The sequence below is a fragment of the Adhaeribacter aerolatus genome, from assembly GCF_007991635.1.
Taxonomy (GTDB): domain Bacteria; phylum Bacteroidota; class Bacteroidia; order Cytophagales; family Hymenobacteraceae; genus Adhaeribacter; species Adhaeribacter aerolatus.
In genome coordinates, this window is the sequence record NZ_BJYS01000053.1 from 1 (window position 1) to 17069 (window position 17069).

At 43.9% G+C, this 17069-nt stretch carries 15 protein-coding genes and 1 pseudogene; 5 read left to right on the top strand and 11 right to left on the bottom strand.

From position 1 onward, the window contains the following. Window positions 1–70: 70 nt before the first annotated feature. Window positions 71–1537 carry a PKD domain-containing protein gene (locus tag AAE02nite_RS24385; RefSeq protein WP_146904798.1) on the bottom strand — a complete coding sequence of 489 codons (1467 nt, stop codon included), beginning with the start codon at window positions 1535–1537 and terminating at the stop codon, window positions 71–73. Between the two features lie 549 nt (window positions 1538–2086). Here AAE02nite_RS24385 and AAE02nite_RS24390 point away from each other — a divergent pair. Further along, a complete protein-coding gene (locus AAE02nite_RS24390) occupies window positions 2087–2998 on the top strand; it encodes a PH domain-containing protein (protein ID WP_146904801.1) in 912 nt (303 codons plus the stop codon). Window positions 2999–3520: 522 nt separating this feature from the next. On the opposite strand, the gene AAE02nite_RS24395 is transcribed toward AAE02nite_RS24390, so the two are convergent. Both AAE02nite_RS24395 and AAE02nite_RS24400 read right to left on the bottom strand, forming a co-directional pair. Beyond that, on the bottom strand, window positions 3521–4156 hold the full coding sequence (locus tag AAE02nite_RS24395; RefSeq protein ID WP_146904804.1) for a response regulator: 636 nt from the start codon (window positions 4154–4156) through the stop codon (window positions 3521–3523). 2 nt (window positions 4157–4158) lie between these two features. Further along, the gene (locus tag AAE02nite_RS24400; protein WP_170252686.1) at window positions 4159–6099 is read right to left on the bottom strand and encodes a tetratricopeptide repeat-containing sensor histidine kinase; all 1941 of its coding nucleotides are present in this window, start codon (window positions 6097–6099) and stop codon (window positions 4159–4161) included. 398 nt (window positions 6100–6497) lie between these two features. Between AAE02nite_RS24400 and AAE02nite_RS24405 the strand changes: the two genes are divergently transcribed. The 3 genes and pseudogenes from AAE02nite_RS24405 to AAE02nite_RS24415 all read left to right on the top strand — a co-directional run bounded on the left by AAE02nite_RS24405 (window position 6498) and on the right by AAE02nite_RS24415 (window position 8598). Further along, window positions 6498–7136, top strand: a complete 639-nt coding sequence (locus tag AAE02nite_RS24405; protein ID WP_146904810.1) for a LapA family protein — start codon at window positions 6498–6500, stop codon at window positions 7134–7136. A 216-nt stretch (window positions 7137–7352) separates the two neighbouring features. After that, window positions 7353–7682, top strand: a pseudogene (locus AAE02nite_RS24410) (YnfA family protein). Window positions 7683–7995: 313 nt separating this feature from the next. Next, window positions 7996–8598 carry a hypothetical protein gene (locus AAE02nite_RS24415; RefSeq protein WP_146904813.1) on the top strand — a complete coding sequence of 201 codons (603 nt, stop codon included), beginning with the start codon at window positions 7996–7998 and terminating at the stop codon, window positions 8596–8598. A gap of 115 nt (window positions 8599–8713) precedes the next feature. On the opposite strand, the gene AAE02nite_RS24420 is transcribed toward AAE02nite_RS24415, so the two are convergent. The 8 genes from AAE02nite_RS24420 to AAE02nite_RS24455 all read right to left on the bottom strand — a co-directional run bounded on the left by AAE02nite_RS24420 (window position 8714) and on the right by AAE02nite_RS24455 (window position 15370). Beyond that, window positions 8714–8893 (bottom strand): hypothetical protein, encoded by a 180-nt coding sequence (locus AAE02nite_RS24420; RefSeq protein ID WP_146904817.1) that lies wholly within the window; start codon window positions 8891–8893, stop codon window positions 8714–8716. A gap of 74 nt (window positions 8894–8967) precedes the next feature. Continuing rightward, the gene (locus AAE02nite_RS24425; RefSeq protein WP_146904820.1) at window positions 8968–9765 is read right to left on the bottom strand and encodes a hypothetical protein; all 798 of its coding nucleotides are present in this window, start codon (window positions 9763–9765) and stop codon (window positions 8968–8970) included. Then, window positions 9762–9941, bottom strand: a complete 180-nt coding sequence (locus AAE02nite_RS24430; RefSeq protein WP_146904823.1) for a hypothetical protein — start codon at window positions 9939–9941, stop codon at window positions 9762–9764. The genes AAE02nite_RS24425 and AAE02nite_RS24430 overlap by 4 nt, the downstream gene beginning before the upstream one ends. Window positions 9942–9944: 3 nt before the next feature. Beyond that, window positions 9945–11027: a toxic anion resistance protein gene (locus tag AAE02nite_RS24435; protein WP_146904826.1), complete on the bottom strand. Its 1083-nt coding sequence runs from the start codon at window positions 11025–11027 to the stop codon at window positions 9945–9947. A gap of 10 nt (window positions 11028–11037) precedes the next feature. After that, the gene (locus AAE02nite_RS24440) at window positions 11038–11472 is read right to left on the bottom strand and encodes a hypothetical protein (protein ID WP_146904829.1); all 435 of its coding nucleotides are present in this window, start codon (window positions 11470–11472) and stop codon (window positions 11038–11040) included. Window positions 11473–11836: 364 nt separating this feature from the next. Beyond that, window positions 11837–12316: a hypothetical protein gene (locus AAE02nite_RS24445; RefSeq protein ID WP_146904832.1), complete on the bottom strand. Its 480-nt coding sequence runs from the start codon at window positions 12314–12316 to the stop codon at window positions 11837–11839. A gap of 236 nt (window positions 12317–12552) precedes the next feature. Further along, a complete protein-coding gene (locus AAE02nite_RS24450) occupies window positions 12553–14241 on the bottom strand; it encodes a glycosyl hydrolase family 28-related protein (protein ID WP_146904836.1) in 1689 nt (562 codons plus the stop codon). Window positions 14242–14359: 118 nt separating this feature from the next. Further along, window positions 14360–15370 (bottom strand): sugar phosphate isomerase/epimerase family protein, encoded by a 1011-nt coding sequence (locus AAE02nite_RS24455; RefSeq protein ID WP_146904839.1) that lies wholly within the window; start codon window positions 15368–15370, stop codon window positions 14360–14362. A 270-nt stretch (window positions 15371–15640) separates the two neighbouring features. Between AAE02nite_RS24455 and AAE02nite_RS24460 the strand changes: the two genes are divergently transcribed. Continuing rightward, a complete protein-coding gene (locus tag AAE02nite_RS24460; protein ID WP_146904843.1) occupies window positions 15641–17065 on the top strand; it encodes an MATE family efflux transporter in 1425 nt (474 codons plus the stop codon). Window positions 17066–17069 lie beyond the last annotated feature (4 nt).

A 17069-nucleotide genomic window follows, 5' to 3' on the forward strand; every position in this document is an offset into this window, starting at 1 on the left:
AAATAAAAAGATAACCCTGTACTAGTAAAGTACAGGGTTATCTTTTTAATAGCTTTAGTTCTGTAAATACTTATCTGTTATAGAAAATAGCGTTTAAGGCATTAGAGGTAAACTGGTTAGTGGTTGCCGCATCTGGGTTAAGGGTTGGTTCGTCGCCGTACACGTGAATGCCGTAGCCGCCGCTGAAACTAATATTTGAATTCTTAATCTGAAGAGCAGCAGCACTGGACAGCGCAATACTTGATTTTACATTGGAAGTTAAAGGTTCGCCGCCAGCATATTTAATATTTACGTACTCCATTTTGTTCATCGAGTTTCTGGAGTATATTATAATACCATCCCAGGAACCTGCGGTTTGATCTACCCCCGTAATTGTAATTTGTTTATCGGCGGTTCCAACAGCGTTAATATAGCCATCACCTATGTCGATGCTGTTATTCTGCACCACTTCAATATTTAAGCCGGGGCTTAGCTTCCAGCCAGAATTTACCGAGATAAAGCCGGCCAACCGGTAAGGAAATCCGTTTTGTAAAGCCTGCCATACTACTTCGCTGGTTTCCTGAATAGTAGAGCGTTTTACTTCGATGGCTTTAATGCCGTGGTTAGCGGTAAACAGGGTAGCCGCATCCAGTTTGGGTACATTTTCGGCGGTTAAGACAATAGGAGCGGCGGCATTGTTATCGAATTTATTAGCCGCAAAGCCATACAGGATAGAACCTTCGCGCAGGTACAGGCCGTAGCCGTTGCTTTTGGCTATTTCGGTGTTTTTAATCGTAACGCGGGCATCTTCCGATACCACCATGGCGGTTTTTACAGCATCTATCAGGCCGGTGCTGCCCGCATTAAATATTTCGGTATAATTAAATTCGTTGGCGCTGCTGTTCGAGTAAATAATAATACCGGCCCAGTAACCTTTCTGGTCTTGTTTGCCCGTAAACCGGATTTTTTTATTCGCTTCGCCTTTGGCCATTATCGTACCACCCTCATCCACCAAAAACTGGGCATCTTCGGCAAAGGCAATTGTTACCCCGGGTTTCAGGGTAAGTTCAGCTTTTACCCCGATAGAAGAATTTACCAGGTAATCGGGCAGGTTTGGGTCGGCTATCCGGTCTTCGAGCACTGTTTTAACGGTTATATGGTTCAAAATTATTGCGGTAACCGAAGCCGTGGCCTTAATTAGTACTTTGTCTTTATGTGAACCGGTACTGTTGCCGATGGTTAGTTCCAGTTCGTAATTGCCGGGCAAATCCGGTACAAAGGTAGGGGTGGCGGTGGCGGCATTATTTAAGGTAGCATTGCTGCCGTTGGGTTTACGGGAAAAGGCCCAGGCGTAAGTAAATGTTTTGCTTTCGCTGTCTTTAGAGCCATTGCCATCCAGTGTTACGGTTTGTCCGGTTTGTACGTTTTGGTCTGGCCCGGCGTTGGCCGTTAAGGAGCTTGGGGGTACGGGCTGGTCTTTATCCTTATCGGGGTCGCAGCCAGATAGAATAAAAGTAAGGGAGAAAAATAATAAGAATAAGCGTTGAAAATTTTTCATAGTTTTTTGGTGTATTAAGGGTTTAGGTAAATATTGAAGGATAATTTTTCAGGTGCCGGTAAATGGGGCGCTGCATAAAAGAGCCGGCCATGTTTTATGTTTATTTAATTTTCTAATTTTCTGATGGGTCAAAATTACAATCTGCCGGGAGGGGATACTTGCGCAGAAACTGGTATAAATAAAACTCAGTAATACTACGTAGGCCTTGCTCTGCATCAGCTTAAACTTGTATTTATCTCTTTTTTCGATGAGATGCCGGCTTATTAGTTATAAGCCTTGAAAATAACCTGGACGAAAATAGATCGGGTGTTTGGCAGGGCATACCGGGAAGCCGAAAGCCAATGACTTGCGCAAACCCCTTGCAAAGCAGGTTTAAATAAATTGATAAGGTTGCTTTTCCTGTGCTGTAGTTAACTTACAAGCGGAAGTGATAGGGCGCCATTTACCTGTCCGAAATCTAGGCATCTGGCTTTAACCGAAAGAGGTGTAGGATTTTATACTTTTTCTAAACCGAAATAAAACCATGGATTACTAAATTGGGTAACCTATATGCATCAACCAGAATTCTTAGAAGTAACTGCCAAAAACAAATTAGTGTCTAAAGTTCAATATCAAAACTACGAACCAGGCGAGTTTACAAATATTTGTAGCCGGACACTAAGCGAAACGCTCGAACTGATAGCGCATTTTCCGTGGCAGGAATATCGCCATCCGGAATGTATAAAACTTACGGGGCCATCCATTACCGTAGAGCATCCGGCGGGTAGGTTCTTAAAAATCGGACCTTATTATAACAAAACGTACTGTTTATATTTTATTGATGAAACCGAAAAGCTACAAGTTCATATTGTTTCTGACTTAACCGACTGCTATGCAGCTATTAAAGCTATTTACAATAATGCTGAACCGTTTATTAGTAACCAGAGAGCACCGTTTTACGAAGATCCTCACAAGCATTTTGTAACTAATTCTTTTGAATATACCGTAAATAAGAATAGAATTTTAGCATTTATTTGGTATCCAATTTTATTTCACACTTTTCTTTTTCTTCTGGTTTTTACCCTAGGATTTACCGATTGGGAAGTGTTTACAAATTTATTGGGGATCACCATTGGGGGTGGTATTTTCGCCCTTATAAATGGTCCTAACCTTTACCTTTTATATAATTACTACAAGCACAGTAAAAACTTATACTTAAAACTAGCCAAAGGACAAAACGACTTCTATTCTGGGCCAAAAGAATCACCTAAAAAATATCTGAAGGAAGATGTTGAAGTTGTACATATCTTATCAAATCACGGGAGTAAATGTCCGTGGGGGCATAACACTGTTTTTAAGATAATATTTAAGAACGGTGAGGTATTACAAATTTCTAATCTGTTAATAAAAACTTCTGTTTTTACTACTAAAATGCCTGAGAATATGATGGAGTGGAAACATAAATATTTTGCTAGCATTTAACCCAGTTTTATCGCTATTCAATTATCTTATACCAGCTATTACAAATGAGCATCAACCGTTACAAATATGAATCATTCTGTTATTCAGCAGTAATTCAGGTGGTTCCATTTTACGGAAACTGGTAAATGCTGCTAGGCGAGGACCTCACCCTAAATCCCTCTCCTGAAAAAGGAGAGGGATTTTGATTAGTCTTTCAGCTATTAAAATAATATTGTTTTGTCTCTTTAAGAAGTTTGTAAAGGGAATGGAATAACTCATGCTGGTATTCCATAAGCAGTAACATAGGCCAAAGCAGTTTTAGAGGAATTTACTGCGTCTGCTATATGTTCTCTGCACTAATATATCATAAGATAATATTATTCTTTCTGTTAAATGCGTTTCACTTGAAAAACGCATTACCGGAGCTCCCCTTCGCCCGGAGGAGAAGGAGTTGGGGGATGAGGTGCCACCTTTACTACGGTGCGTAAATTTAGTGAACACAGGCAATATTTTAATCTGTAACGCAAAGTACCTGTCTGTGTGCTAAACCAAACCTCTTTTGTAAGCTTCTTTTACCAGGGCGGCGGTATTTTTGGCTCCGAGTTTTTGGGTGAGGTTAAACCGATGGGTTTCTACGGTACGCAGGCTTAGAAAAAGCTTGTTGGCAATTTCCTGGTTACTGTTTTCTTCAGCTATTAGTTTTAAAATTTCTTTTTCGCGTTTGGTTATGGGCACCTCAAACATAGAACGGCGCTGGCCGGTTATGCTTTCCTGGATTAAAATATTGCGGATGGGTTCGTGAATATATTCCTGACCGTTGGTAACGGCTGTAATGGCATTTAGCAAAGTGCCCTGGTCCGCATTTTTAAGAACGTAACCCGTAGCGCCGTTGCGCAGCACTTGTTTTACATAATGCGTATCGTCGAAGCTACTGAAAGCAATAATTTTTATGCCGGGGTGTTGTTTTAAAACTGTTTTGGTTAAGTCAATACCGTTTACGTCCGGCATCTGAATATCCATCAGAATTACATCGGGATGGGTATGCGCCAGAAAATTTAACAGCGCCGGGCTTTGGGTAGAAGTAAAAATCACTTCGATATTAGTGGCGTTAAACATCGCTACTAAACCATTAATTACCACTTGGTGGTCATCTATTATGGCTAATCGAATAGGGCTCATTATTATACACTTACCATTTCTAAACCGCTGGTCTGAAACTCCAGATAAGCGCTGACGCCACTGCCAGCTTCGGTTTCTACTTCTAATTTACCATTAATCGCCTGCACCCGGCTTTGCAAACTGCGCAACTCTAAGCCATCGGTTTTAGCTGCGTGTTTATCAAACCCAATGCCATTGTCTTCGATGGTAGCCGATAAAATATTATTCCGGCAACTTAACTGCACAATAGCATGGCTGGCTTGCGAGTGTTTTATTATATTATTTAATAGCTCCTGCACAATCCGGTAAACCGATAGCTCGAAAGAATTTTTGTGCCGTTTTATATCGCCCCACGAGTCGTACTGAACTACCAGGGTATTTTCGTTGCTGATGTTGTGGCAGTAACGGCGCAACGCTTCGTCTAAGCCAAACCGCATCAGCATTTCGGGCATTAGATTATGGGCGGTTTTGCGTACTTCGTAGGAGGCTTCATCCAGCAGGGTTTGGGTTTGGCGATAGCTTTTACTCGTGGCCAGTTCTGCGTGTTGTACGCCTAAACTGCTAACGTGCATTTTGGCAGCAACCAGCATACCGGCTACCCCATCGTGCAAATCTTTGGCAATGCGGCTGCGCTCTTTTTCTTCGCCTTGCATTAAGGCCTGCAACACCTGTATTTCTTTTTCTTGCTGCACTGTTTGCAACTGCCGGGCGTGCAGTTTGCGTTTGTGCCGGAAATTTAAATAAATAAGGCTGGCCGTTAAAAAAGCTATTAGGGCAGCGGCTATGCTGATAAGCTTATATTGCCGGATATTTTGCAACTGCAAATCTTTTTGGGCCAGTTGTAATTTCTTTTGCGTTAAAGCTTTTTCTTTTTGGGCAGTTTGGTACTTTATTTCGAGTTCGGCTATGTTTTTATTATCACGTTCGTTGGTGGTGCTGTCGCGATAGACTGTATATTTTTTGTAGAAATTTAAGGCTTGCTGGTGCTGGTTCAGACCGCTATAAGCCTCTGATAAGCCTTTGTAAATATCATCTAACTGAATGGTAACACCTTTTTCCTGGCCAATGGCCAAAGCTTTGTTTAAATAATAAATTCTTTTTTGGTAATTGTGGGCCAAGTTATATCCTTCAGCAAGGTTGATGTAAGCAATAAGCTGGTAATGCGTATCTGCACTGGCAATAGCATGTTTTAGAATCTGGCCAGAATAATAAATTACTCGCGGAGCATTTTTTGCCTTTATATACATTTCGGAAAAACAAGTATTAGCCACGGTAAGGTTATGACCTTTACCGGAAGCCTTAGCTAACCGCAAGGCTTCGGTGGCATGTTTATGCCCACCCGAAAAATCCTGGAGCGAGGATAAGCAGTTGGTAACGCCGAATAAGCCATTTATAAGCTTGGTGGTATCTTTAGCCGCTCTGGCCAGCGTTACCCCTTTTTGGAAATATGCAAGGCCTTTTTTAAATTTGTTCAGGTTGTAATACATAACCCCCATGGCCAAGTTGGCTTGGGCAAGCATTGGTTTGTATTCCGTGTTTTCCAGGAGCCGAATGGCTTCCATAGTTGCGTTAATTCGGGTATCTAATTCTCCGATGCGTTCGGAGCAAGCGCCAATATTTAACAAACAAGCTGCCACATCGTTAATTTTGTTCTCTTTTCGGAAGTACGGAATAGCCTTCCGGAAATCCGCTATGGCTTGTTTATCGTTAGCCTTAGCCGCATCAATGTAGCCAATATTCAGCCAGCCAATGGCAATCCAATAATCATATCCTAGTTTATGTCCTAGTTTTACTAGTTCGTGGTATAACTTTAGTGAATTTTCCTGGTCGGTATCTATAATTTTCCAGGCGTATTTGGCAATGCTTACCACTTTGGTAGTATCGTCTTTTGCAGCTAATAGCCGCGCTACTGTAGTATCCGGTGATTGGGCTTTTATAGAATGCCTGGGTGCAAAAAAGAGCAAACAGGTTAAAAGCAGAAGTAGACACTTTAGGGACATATTAATTTTTAGAAACAAAGGATGTAAGTGGGTAATTTAATAATTTATACTTATATAATCCAAAAATATAAATATTATTTAATCTATATTTATTTTGTAAATAAACTGACTATCAGAGATTATATAAGATTCGCGTAAATGCAGGCTAATTGGTAAACGCATGTTTTTTCAGGAATATTTTTTTGACTATTGAAGGAGAGCAAATACTTTCTTTTACTTTATAATTGTTTTTATATATAGTATATTCGTTAGTCCAGTTCCGGTTATTTGCAACTAATAGTATATTGCAGATAAGCCGAATAACTCCTTTTAGCTGGTAGTTACCAGCAATTTTGAAACAACCGTACTAAGACTAACAACAGATGAAACAGCAATACTTAATCTTAGGAATTATAGCAATTGTGACAATTGTAATTTTTATAGCTTGGACAAAACTAAAAAATCAAAAACCACAACCCGTCACAGACACAAGCCGACCTGCAGAAAGCACTCTCCCGACTAACAAAGTCTCAAACGACAAACTTGTAATAGTTGAAGATGCAGATGAAAGTGACATCAAGAAAATTTTACAGGAGTTTTGTAATTCATACAACAAAGAGACGTATCAAGCTATTCCAAGACTGACAAAACTATCAGACAAAAAATTTGCAATAACTTTTCCTTTCGACATAAATTTTGAAATATATTGCTATTTCATAAATTACGTAAATTATCCAATGGGCTTTAATAGACATTTCAAAACTATTGGTTGGACAACTACAAATCCATCTGATAACTGGATTACCGAAAAAAGTGCTAACAAAAATGTAATGCTGTATGTAAGTGACTTTGACACAGAATATGATAATGTTTTCTTGACAACATTTGACAATATTGGATACAAACTCGGTTTTGCAATGGGTGAAGAAAAACAGTTATTGGACCTACCCGAAAAAAATTATAAAAAACAACCAATAGACATAAGCGAATTTGAAGCAAAACAACACTTTGACTTTAAATAAAACTGCTGGTAACAAGGTATTGCCAAAAGCGGGGCTGAACGTCTTCGATTGGACATTTATACAAGGTTTAACTTTCATTCTTCGATTGAACTTTAGTGCTAAAAATCCCCGCCTTCGGCAATACCCAAAACGTTATATGAAACCTTAAAAACAAAAAAGAGATAAATAGATAAATAATTTAGTAACAACCTGGTTATACGAAAACATCCACCGCGAATGGCTTTTTTAAAATCAATATTAATATTTCTTCTGGCTGGTCTTTGCGAAATAGGCGGCGGATACCTGGTTTGACTATGGCTGAAAGAAGAAAAACCAATTTGGTATGGCATTGCAGGCGGAATAATTCTGGCACTTTATGGAGTGGTGGCAACTTTACAAACTCAAAACTTCGCCAGGGTATATGCGACCTATGGCGGTATTTTTATTGTAATGTCATTGTTGTGGTCGATGAAATTCGATAACTATTCGCCGGATAAATATGACATCATGGGCGCATTGATTGCACTGTTAGGGGTTTGTATTATCTACTACGCGCCAAGAGGCTAAGAAGATAGAAACAGGGCAGCATCTAATCTTATGCAAACTCCAGCTTCGGCATCTGGCAGCCGTTTATACGAGGGCCTTATACAACATCTCTGTAAATAGAAGGTACCTTAACCGCTGGAGCTAAAAATTGGCGGTTCTTAAGCGCAAACCTGCGTAACACCAACCAACAAATTAGTTTTTAGCTGGTTCGCCGGAAGTAAATTTAAGTAGTACTACTTAATTTATAATTTGCCAATTTCTGCGCAGGTTTTGCTTTTGCGATGGTGGTAATTTTGGGTATAAATAATAAGCTAACCCTAAATTACCTAAAACTATGAAAAACATAATTATCCTGCTTTACAGCTTCATGGCCTTAATGGTCATTAGCAGTTGCGAAGAACCAGAAGTAAATCCGGAAAAACCCGCCGGAGAAGAACCCGTTACCGAATCGTGGAGTGGCACCATCCCGGCCGATTTAAAAAGTGGGGTTTGGTTCTGGGGCAGTTCCGGCCCTTTATCTTATTACGACCCTAACGGCAACGAAGTAGGTAAAGAATTAGAAGCCGGGCGACAATATAAATTTTTCGTGGAGAATGGCCAGGATTACATGGAGTTCCAGCAATACCTGGGAATGCGGAACAGCTCTAACTGCGTAACCGAAATATATACCATCCAGCGGGGCAAAATTAAGTTCGAAGGTAGTAAGAAATTTACTTTTTACCCCGAAAAAGGTAGTTTCAGAACGGTAAAGACCAGCAAATCGGCCGCCTGCCCCCAAGAAGACAAAACCCGCCCGGCTACCGCCAATGAATTAAAACCACGCATAAGTTATTACCAAATGAAAGAAGATGGGGGAGCTAAACTTTTGTACGAATACGAGGCAACGGATGAAAACCTACAGAATCCGCTCTTTGTGTTGCAGCACGTAAATTTATAGCCGCCGGAAAGGCTGAGTGATATAATGGCTTGGTAATCAGGTTGAAAAAATATTAAGCAGGAGCGGGAATTATAAACAACCAGACGAAAATAGGAGAGTGGAAGCGTAGGATAAATTAATCGGTACGTTTGCGGCCGTGCATAAACACCCCTTTCTTCCGGCGACCGCTGCTCCCGCCTTTCGAATATTTACCGGTCCAGACACTCATTAAAATATAAGCCATTAAAATGCAGGCTAATTCCAGCAGAATCAGAAAGATAAGTACTTCCCACCAATCATAATTATAAATATTCATATCCTGTTCATCCTGCTGTTATACCCTTTCTGTGGTAGCATAATACTATTTTTCTATGGCAATTCCAAGTATTTTCAAGAACCACTCCGGTTTATTCTCACCGGGTAAAGGCGGTAATCGGTTAAGGCCACGGCGTATAAACTGCCGCGCCAGTTAATAACCGGTACGTGGCTGGGCGTGCCAGTATGCTTATTTTCCGGAAAAATTACCTGGGTATTACCTACATAAGAAATATCGGGCTTATACAGGCCAACCCGGGTGGCTACGGTTGCCAGAAAATATTCTTTTTCCTGGTAGGTAGAGGTAGCACCAATTTCATGGGTACTCATATCGCCGGCTGCCCCCAGCCGCACATAGTTAATGCGGGTGTACGTGTTGATGGCAATGGCCGGAATAGCTAACCCAGGTTCCGGTTCGGGCTTTAGTTTTACTTTAGTTGAGGCGGTATTAAACGGCCGGCCCGTATAATGCGGATCAGAACCGGTACCTGCTGCATTGTCGCTGGTTTGGTCGCCGGCACCGGGTTCCGGGTTTTTAGCGGCCTGGGCCTTGGCATGCGCTGCTTTTATTAAGGCAAAGGTGTTAATAAAATGGTCGGTGTTCTGGAGGTGGAACAACTCCAGTTCGGTTAATCTTTTCTGGTCTACGAAGTAATCATGAATATTTTTCGTTTTTTCGTAAACCAGGTTAATTTTAGGCGCGTGCGGTGTGCCCTTGTACTGGTGGCGCAAGGTTTGCAACAATTTCAGCCGGTTATCGGAGTCCTGAACGTGTTGCGCTTCTCTTACATCCATGCCGACCGGCTTGCCCAGCACCGATCTATTGCCGGGTATAACCTCCAGGCCCAAAACCGAACGTACCCATTGTATCATTTAGTAAGAATTTTTTTAAGATGCAGGGTTTCTATTTCTACCTGCATTTTTTCCGACGCTTTTACATTTTCGAAATAATCGTCCAGCTTTTTAATATACAAATCCAGCAGCGCATCCTGCTCGGGTGTGAGGATGCGCGTAGCCGAATTAGCTTTATCTCTATCATTTGGGGTCATTTATTACGCTTCAATGGTTTTGGGTTGGTTAAAAGTGGCAATTATCTTGCTGTTAAGTTCTTCCTGTACTTCTGCCAGTTCTTTAACCGCGGCGGCCCGCATTTTGCTGCCTTCTTCCGATACTTTAATAACACCTTCGAGGGTTTCTATCATATCGCGGTTTACTTTTTTCAGGGTTTCCACATCTACGATGCCGCGCTCGTTTTCTTTCGCCGCCGTTACTACATTGCCTTTCAGCAGTTCGGCGTTTTTCAGCAGCATTTGGTTGGTGGTATCGGTCACTTTTTTCTGAATTTCCAAAGCCTTACGTTGCTTTTCCAGGCCCAGGGCAATCGCCACCTGCTGCCGCCAAACCGGAATAACCGTATCGATAGAACTTTGGATTTTCTGGGCCAGCACTTCGTTGGTGGTCTGAATCATGCGGATCTGCGGCATAGCCTGCGTGGCGATGGTGTGGGATAAGGTAAAATCATGTACCTTTTTCTCCAACCGGTCTTTAAACGCAATCATATCGCTGAGGCGCTGCACCGCAATTTCGTCCTGGTTGCTCGTGGCCACCTCGGCCTGCAGGCGCGGTATGGTTTGCAGCTCCATTTCCTCAATCTTCAGTTTGCCGGCCGCAATTACCGCCCGGACTTCCTGAATATATTCTACGGCCTGGTTAAACATTACTTCCAGACTAGTGGTGTCTTTTAAAATGCTTTGCCGGGTTTTTTCGAGTTTAATTACCACTTCGTCTACATTTTCCGAAACGGATTTGTACTGGCTGGCAATTTTCTTCGACTTATCGACAAACTTCTTTAAAAAAGGAATGCGCGAGGCAAACGTGGGGTTCTCCGATTCGTCTACCCGAATCATGTTAATCTGGGTAAGCAACTCGTTAATAGCGGCACCGGCATCTCCCGAATCTTTTACCTTTACCCGCGTCAGGAGTTCGTTGGAGTAATAGCCCAGTTTGCGTTGGGTTTCCACGCCAAAATTGCTCAGGCTTTCGGGTTTGGCCGGATCAATGGCTTTGGCCATTACCTGCGCTTTCTGCCGGATTATTTCCTGGTTCTCGGCCACGGTTAAATTGGTGTTTTCCATGTTGCTAGGTTCAGAGTAAAGTGTAGTGGGTTATGTTCAGGTCGTTTAGGTATTTCTTAATATTGTCGTGGCGCTGGGTGTTGTCGTACCATTCTATTTCATCGCCGGGCAAATAATCGCCCAGCAAACCCTGCACTTCTTTTAACAAAGCCTCACCTTTCCGGGTCCGGAATTCCGGATTTTTATAAAACGCATCCAGGTACTGTACTTTTACCTGCCTGGTTTTGGTAACTGCCAGCTCTTTTACTTCTACTATTAATTCCGACGATTGGTTATTATCGGTAACAATGGTCCGGTAAACACCTTTATTGCCTTCTTCCAGTACCGCAATGCATCGTTGTTTTACATCTTTTAGTGCATTGCGCAAAACTTGTTTGGGCCGGATGTAATGACCGTACAAGTAGCCCAGAAAGGCCGCACATATAACTGATATTATTATTGCCATGTTTGTTTATTTTAAAGTTGCCGGATTAATCCGTTTATACGTGTAACGAAGAGGGACGGTCAGGGATTGTTTAGGAGAGCCCGAGCGGCGTAGAAATAGCGGTGAATAAACGGAACCGGCCCCTAACTGGTACTATAAACCAGGTTAGAGGCCGGAAAGATTTTACCTTTATCCGGTAGATAATACGCTTAAATGATTGGCATCATTGCCAGGGTTTTCACCGCCAAATTTATAATCTCTGCCGGATTATTACCAAGAGAAAACCCGTAGCATGGGCAAAAGTTTATTTCAGTTTATAAAATTCTAAATAGCATTTATTTAAATTATTCCTGACTGCTGCTTAAGAATTGGCTTAACATGGGCACTACTGGCTAATAAGAACCGGGAAGGAAACGTTCTGCACGTCGGTGCCTTGCTTCATTTCTATGCGCAATACCCCATCGGCATTGGTCGTGGCAGCCTCGGTTTCTACGGTTAATTGCTGGTTGTTTTTGGTGATAGTTACTTTGGGACCGGTTACCTTATAAGTAATATTGTAGCTGGAGGTAACCTCAGCAGCCGGTGTTTTACTTTCATCCAGGAGGGTTATTTTTCCGGTATAGGTGGTATTGGCCTGAAACCGGATAGGGGTAGCCGACTGCTTGTTGTTGATGCCATCAGCATCCCGGAACTGAACCGATACGTCTTGTTTGCCTTTGCCTTCGGCCAGGAAGTCGAAGAGCACGGCGGTAATTTTACCAGCTTCCTCAGCGGGCGGAACGGTTTTTTTTTCTTTGCAGGAGAAAAAGCCTTGCAGCAGCACCATAAACAACAGCGCACCAGCTATTTTGGATATTTTATTCATACGGCTAAATGTTAGAACAAAGGTATAAATATTAAAATTTTAATAGGCCAGGCGACCAGATCCGGAATAATTTGCCTTACTGCAAATTAATTCCCACATAAAAATTTTGGTTAACTCCGGTAACAGGGGCTAAATTAACTAAATCCGGAGGCCAGGTAAAGTTTATGTGCCTAAATGACTTATTTGTACGGCTTAATGACCAAAATATATCGTTAAAAGCGGTATCTATGCCGGCTTTACCTTTTCGGGCCGGCGGCTTGAGGGTTGGTTAAGCGTTGGTGCTTCTGGTCTTGGTAAAGCGATTGTGGTTGTAACTTTTGGCCGGTTCCGATGCCTTCCACATGGTCAACGGGATCGGTTATTTTTTCGGTACCGGGTTGCCAGACGGCTGTACTTACCGCTGGTTTATCTCCGGAAGTACCAATTACGTAGCCGTAGCGGCCCTGCTGCGTTTGCACTGCTTGCGCCTGTTTGCCACTACTGTTTAAATTCCAGTAAAGGCTGTGGGCAGCGGTTAAGCCATGTATGGTAGAACCGCCCCACTTGCGCCAGCCGGCGGCAAAAAAGCTGTTCTCCACCTTACATTGGTCAAATAAATTGGAGTGGCTGAAATGCATGTGGTGGTCGGAGCCGCTGCCACTGGTTTTCTCCTGGCCGGTAAGCCCGGTCTGGCGGCCGGTATTTTTATCGAGGCAGCGATAAAATACATTACCCGAAGCCGACATGTGCGACATGACATAGCCGTGCCGGTTGTTTTCGGCGATGCAATCCTGCAACAAAGTTTCGTTGCCCATTACCCGGTACATATACCCGTTGCCGCCCCCGCCCCCAAATTGCGGACTGCTAAAATGACAGTTTAAAATACTTACGTTTTTGGTCTGCCATACTTTTATGCCATTGGAAAGCAGGTGGGCGCCGGAGGTATTGCCGGCTGGCGCATAAGAAGCTATCCGCCGAATCCAGCCGTTGTAAACCTGCGCCATGGCAATGGCCCAGGAATCGTGGCTTTGGTAAGAGCCGTTGGCTGGTTTGGTGTAAGATTCTTCGCTCCAGTCACCTTCCGTAAAATTCTGGCGGTTACCAATGGCTATATCTTCTACGCCTACTTCCGTCAGCATAGCGGGTGCTTTATACACCGCCGCACCGTGGGCGTCTTTCAGGGCATAACGAATGGGGATATCAATTGTAATTTCTTTCTTTTTGGAGTTGATGGCCATTATTTCGCGGCAATACAACTGACCTGCTAAATTATCGCCCTTGCCCTGCCAATACTCGGTCATGTTGTGCTCCGCAATCCAGTCGTTATCAATATAATTCCGGACAATAACTAAATCGCCTACTTTAAATCCGGTGGTGTTTTGCACCGGGATAACTGTAGTAGGACTCATCAAATCGCTGGTAATAGCTTGTTTGTTCGGTCCGTTGGCAGCCCAGGAGTTACCGTTATCAATTTTAATAATGGCTTTGCCCCGCATGGTATTGGCGGCGTTAAAAATAAAAGTATGGCCGGAACCAGCACCTCTCAGCACCACATTCGAATTGCGCATCAGAAGGCAATAATTATTACTGCCTGGCGGACTTACCTGGTAAGTGCCCGGTGGCAAGTAAACAACCGCGCCGCCGGGCCTGGAGCCGGCATCGTCGAGGGCTTTTTGCAACACGGTGGTAACATCCTGTTTTCCGGTGTTGTCGGCGTTATAAGGTGCTTTGGTTACATCCAACAAATGCTGCCTTTTATTTGATATTTCCTGTTCGCCCCGGCGGTAACCGGCATAGGAGAAATCCTGGATCAATTTATCGGTGTAAAAATTAGCTTTGGTTGGCGCCTGCCAGTTAGCAGGGTATAATTCGCTGCGCCAGGTTTGCGCTTGGGTTTGAAGGAGGAAGGTAGTCAGGAAAAGAATTAGAAGAATTCCTTTTTTCATTAGCTGGATAATCTATAAAACAGGAAAGCGGTGCAGGATTTTTCTCCACCGCTTTCCTGTTGTTAAAGCCTTAAGTTTTATTAAAAGGCTGCTTTAAATATTTTACTTTAGCCGGGCTTTAGCTTTTGGCTTCTAAGGCTTTCCGGGCAAACTCCACGCATTTGGCGGTTTCTTTTACTGCATCCGAACCTTCCGGAATCGGGTATTCTAACTCAATGGTAGCCGGAAATTTGTACTTATTCTTTTTCATGAGTTGCAGCGCCGCCACAATAGGCGTATCGCCCTGGCCCCACGGCACGTTAGCCCCACCGTTGGCTTTCGATTTCCGGTCTTTGGTGTGCATGCTTAAAATATTGGCGTGCTTGGCCTGCAGGAAAGGAATTGGGTCGAAGCCGGCCGCTACATAATGGCCCATATCAAAGTTAATGGCATTGTATTTCGATTGGCTTAACGCGACATCCCACCAGTCGAAAGTTTGCTGGGTATGGCCGTGGTAACCCACATAGATTTTATTGCGGGCCGCAATATCGCCCAGGCGCTTGGTTTGCTCCGGGCTATTCGGCAATTCCACCGTGGCGTGGGTAGCTCCTAGGGCTTTGGCCGCCCGGAAAGTATAATCTACTTCGGCATCGGTGTTGTTGGCCCCTAGCGCATTGGGCTTGTAAGCATAAATACTAACCCCGGCATCTTTGTACATTTTGCGAAGCTGTTCGAATTTAGCCATGGGGGCATTGGCCCGCCAGGCGGCCATTTTTTTCAGGTATTCTTCCTGCTCAGCTTTTTGTTCGGGGGTTAACGGGGAGCGCTGGCCACCAGCCGCAGGACCGCCCGGACGAGCCGGTGCTTCGGGCGCGCCGGCAAATGCTTCGGCAGCCGGGCCCATTAATTCCAGAGCACTGATATTACAATCTATACAATATTGCAGTACTTGTTCGGCGCTGCTGGGCATGCTCCGCCAGGAGTAACTGATAGCGCCAATCTGCACGCCATTAAACATAGAATTTGGTTTGCCCAGGTTTTTAATATAGGCCGGAATCCCAAAAGCCGGACTGGCGGCTATGGCTAACCCGCCTAAGGTCAGGGCAGAAGTTCCCAGGAACTGGCGCCGGGATATAATTTCGTTTTTCATGTACTATCAACTATTATTGGTGGTGTATAAGTCGGAGCATAATTTACAGAAACATTTTGATTTTGAAGTCCGCTGCCCCAAGAATATTATTATAAAAATAATTCTTGCGCCGATATAGCAAACCGGTATATATTTGTGTTCCAGCTTCTAAGACTATGATTGTACTAGCAGCCCTGTTTTTCTAGGTAAGGGCACCACTTCCTTCTTGCACCTTTTAGGCAGTTTTCCTACCAACTGCCGGCTATTTCTTACCTTTTTATTTTCTTAATCATGTCGCAAACTGGAACAACGCAGGAGAATTTATCTTCTTTTTACGCCATTATAAAGCAATCGCTGCAAGGCGGCGAAATAGATTATACCGTGGGCAGTATCCGGCGCTCGGTAGTATTACTGGCCATCCCGATGATGCTCGAAATGATTCTGGAGTCGGTATTTGCCCTGGTAGACCTGTACTTTGTGGGCCATTTACACAACAGCAGCTACGCTATTCAGGCAGTGGGTTTAACCGAATCGGTTTTAACGGTAATTTATTCACTGGCTATTGGTATAAGTATGGCGGCTACGGCGGTAGTAGCCCGGCGCATCGGCGAAAAGGATCCGGTAGCCGCGGCTAAAGCCGGCATGCAGGCAATTGTAATTGCCTCTGCCCTGAATACCGTTATCAGCATCCTGGGGCTCATTTTCGCTACCGAAATATTATTGCTGATGGGTGCTTCGCCTGGAGCAGCCCAGGCCGGAACGCCGTTTATGCAAATTATGATGGGCAGCAGCATATTTATTATGTTGCTGTTTTTAATAAACGGTATTTTCCGGGGCGCCGGCAACGCCGCCATTGCCATGAAAAGTTTGTGGGTGGCCAATGGCGTTAATATTATTTTGTGTCCGATTTTTATCAATGGGTTAGGGCCTATTCCGGCTTTCGGGCTGACGGGGGCGGCTATTGCTACCACTCTGGGCCGGGGACTGGGCGTGCTCTACCAGGTGTATCACCTGGCCAACGGTAAAAATACGTTAAAAGTAAAGTTAACCCACTTTATACCAGATTGGCTTCAAATAAAAGCTTTGAGCCAGATTGCCGCGCCCGCCGTTCTGCAGTTTGTCATTGCCTCTTGCAGCTGGATATTTCTGGCCCAACTGGTAGCCACTACCGGCGGCGACCACGGATCGGCGGGTTACCAAACAGCTTTGCGGTTACTTATGTTTTTTATGCTGCCGGCCTGGGGTTTAAGCAATGCGGCCTCTACGCTGGTGGGCCAGAATTTGGGTGCCCAGCAAGTGCAGCGTGCCGAACAAGCCGTATTAACCACCGCCAAGTACAACGTGCTGTTTATGATCCTGATTACCATTATTAGCCTGGCTGGCGCCGAAATATTTGTTTCGTTTTTCACCAACGACCGGCAAGTACAGGAAGTGGCTATTCAGGCTATTCAAATCATGAGTATCGGGTACATTTTTTACGGTATTGGCATGGTGCTGATAAACGCCTTTAACGGGGCCGGCGATACCTGGACACCCACCTGGGTAAACTTATGTGGCTTCTGGCTCTTTCAGATTCCGCTGGCCTATGTGCTGGCAAAAGGATTGGAAATGGGACCCGTAGGGGTTTTTATTTCGATACCGGTAGCTGAAACGTCCATCTCGCTGGCGGGTATAGTTCTGTTCCGGCGGGGTAAATGGAAAAAAGTTAAGGTTTAGAATA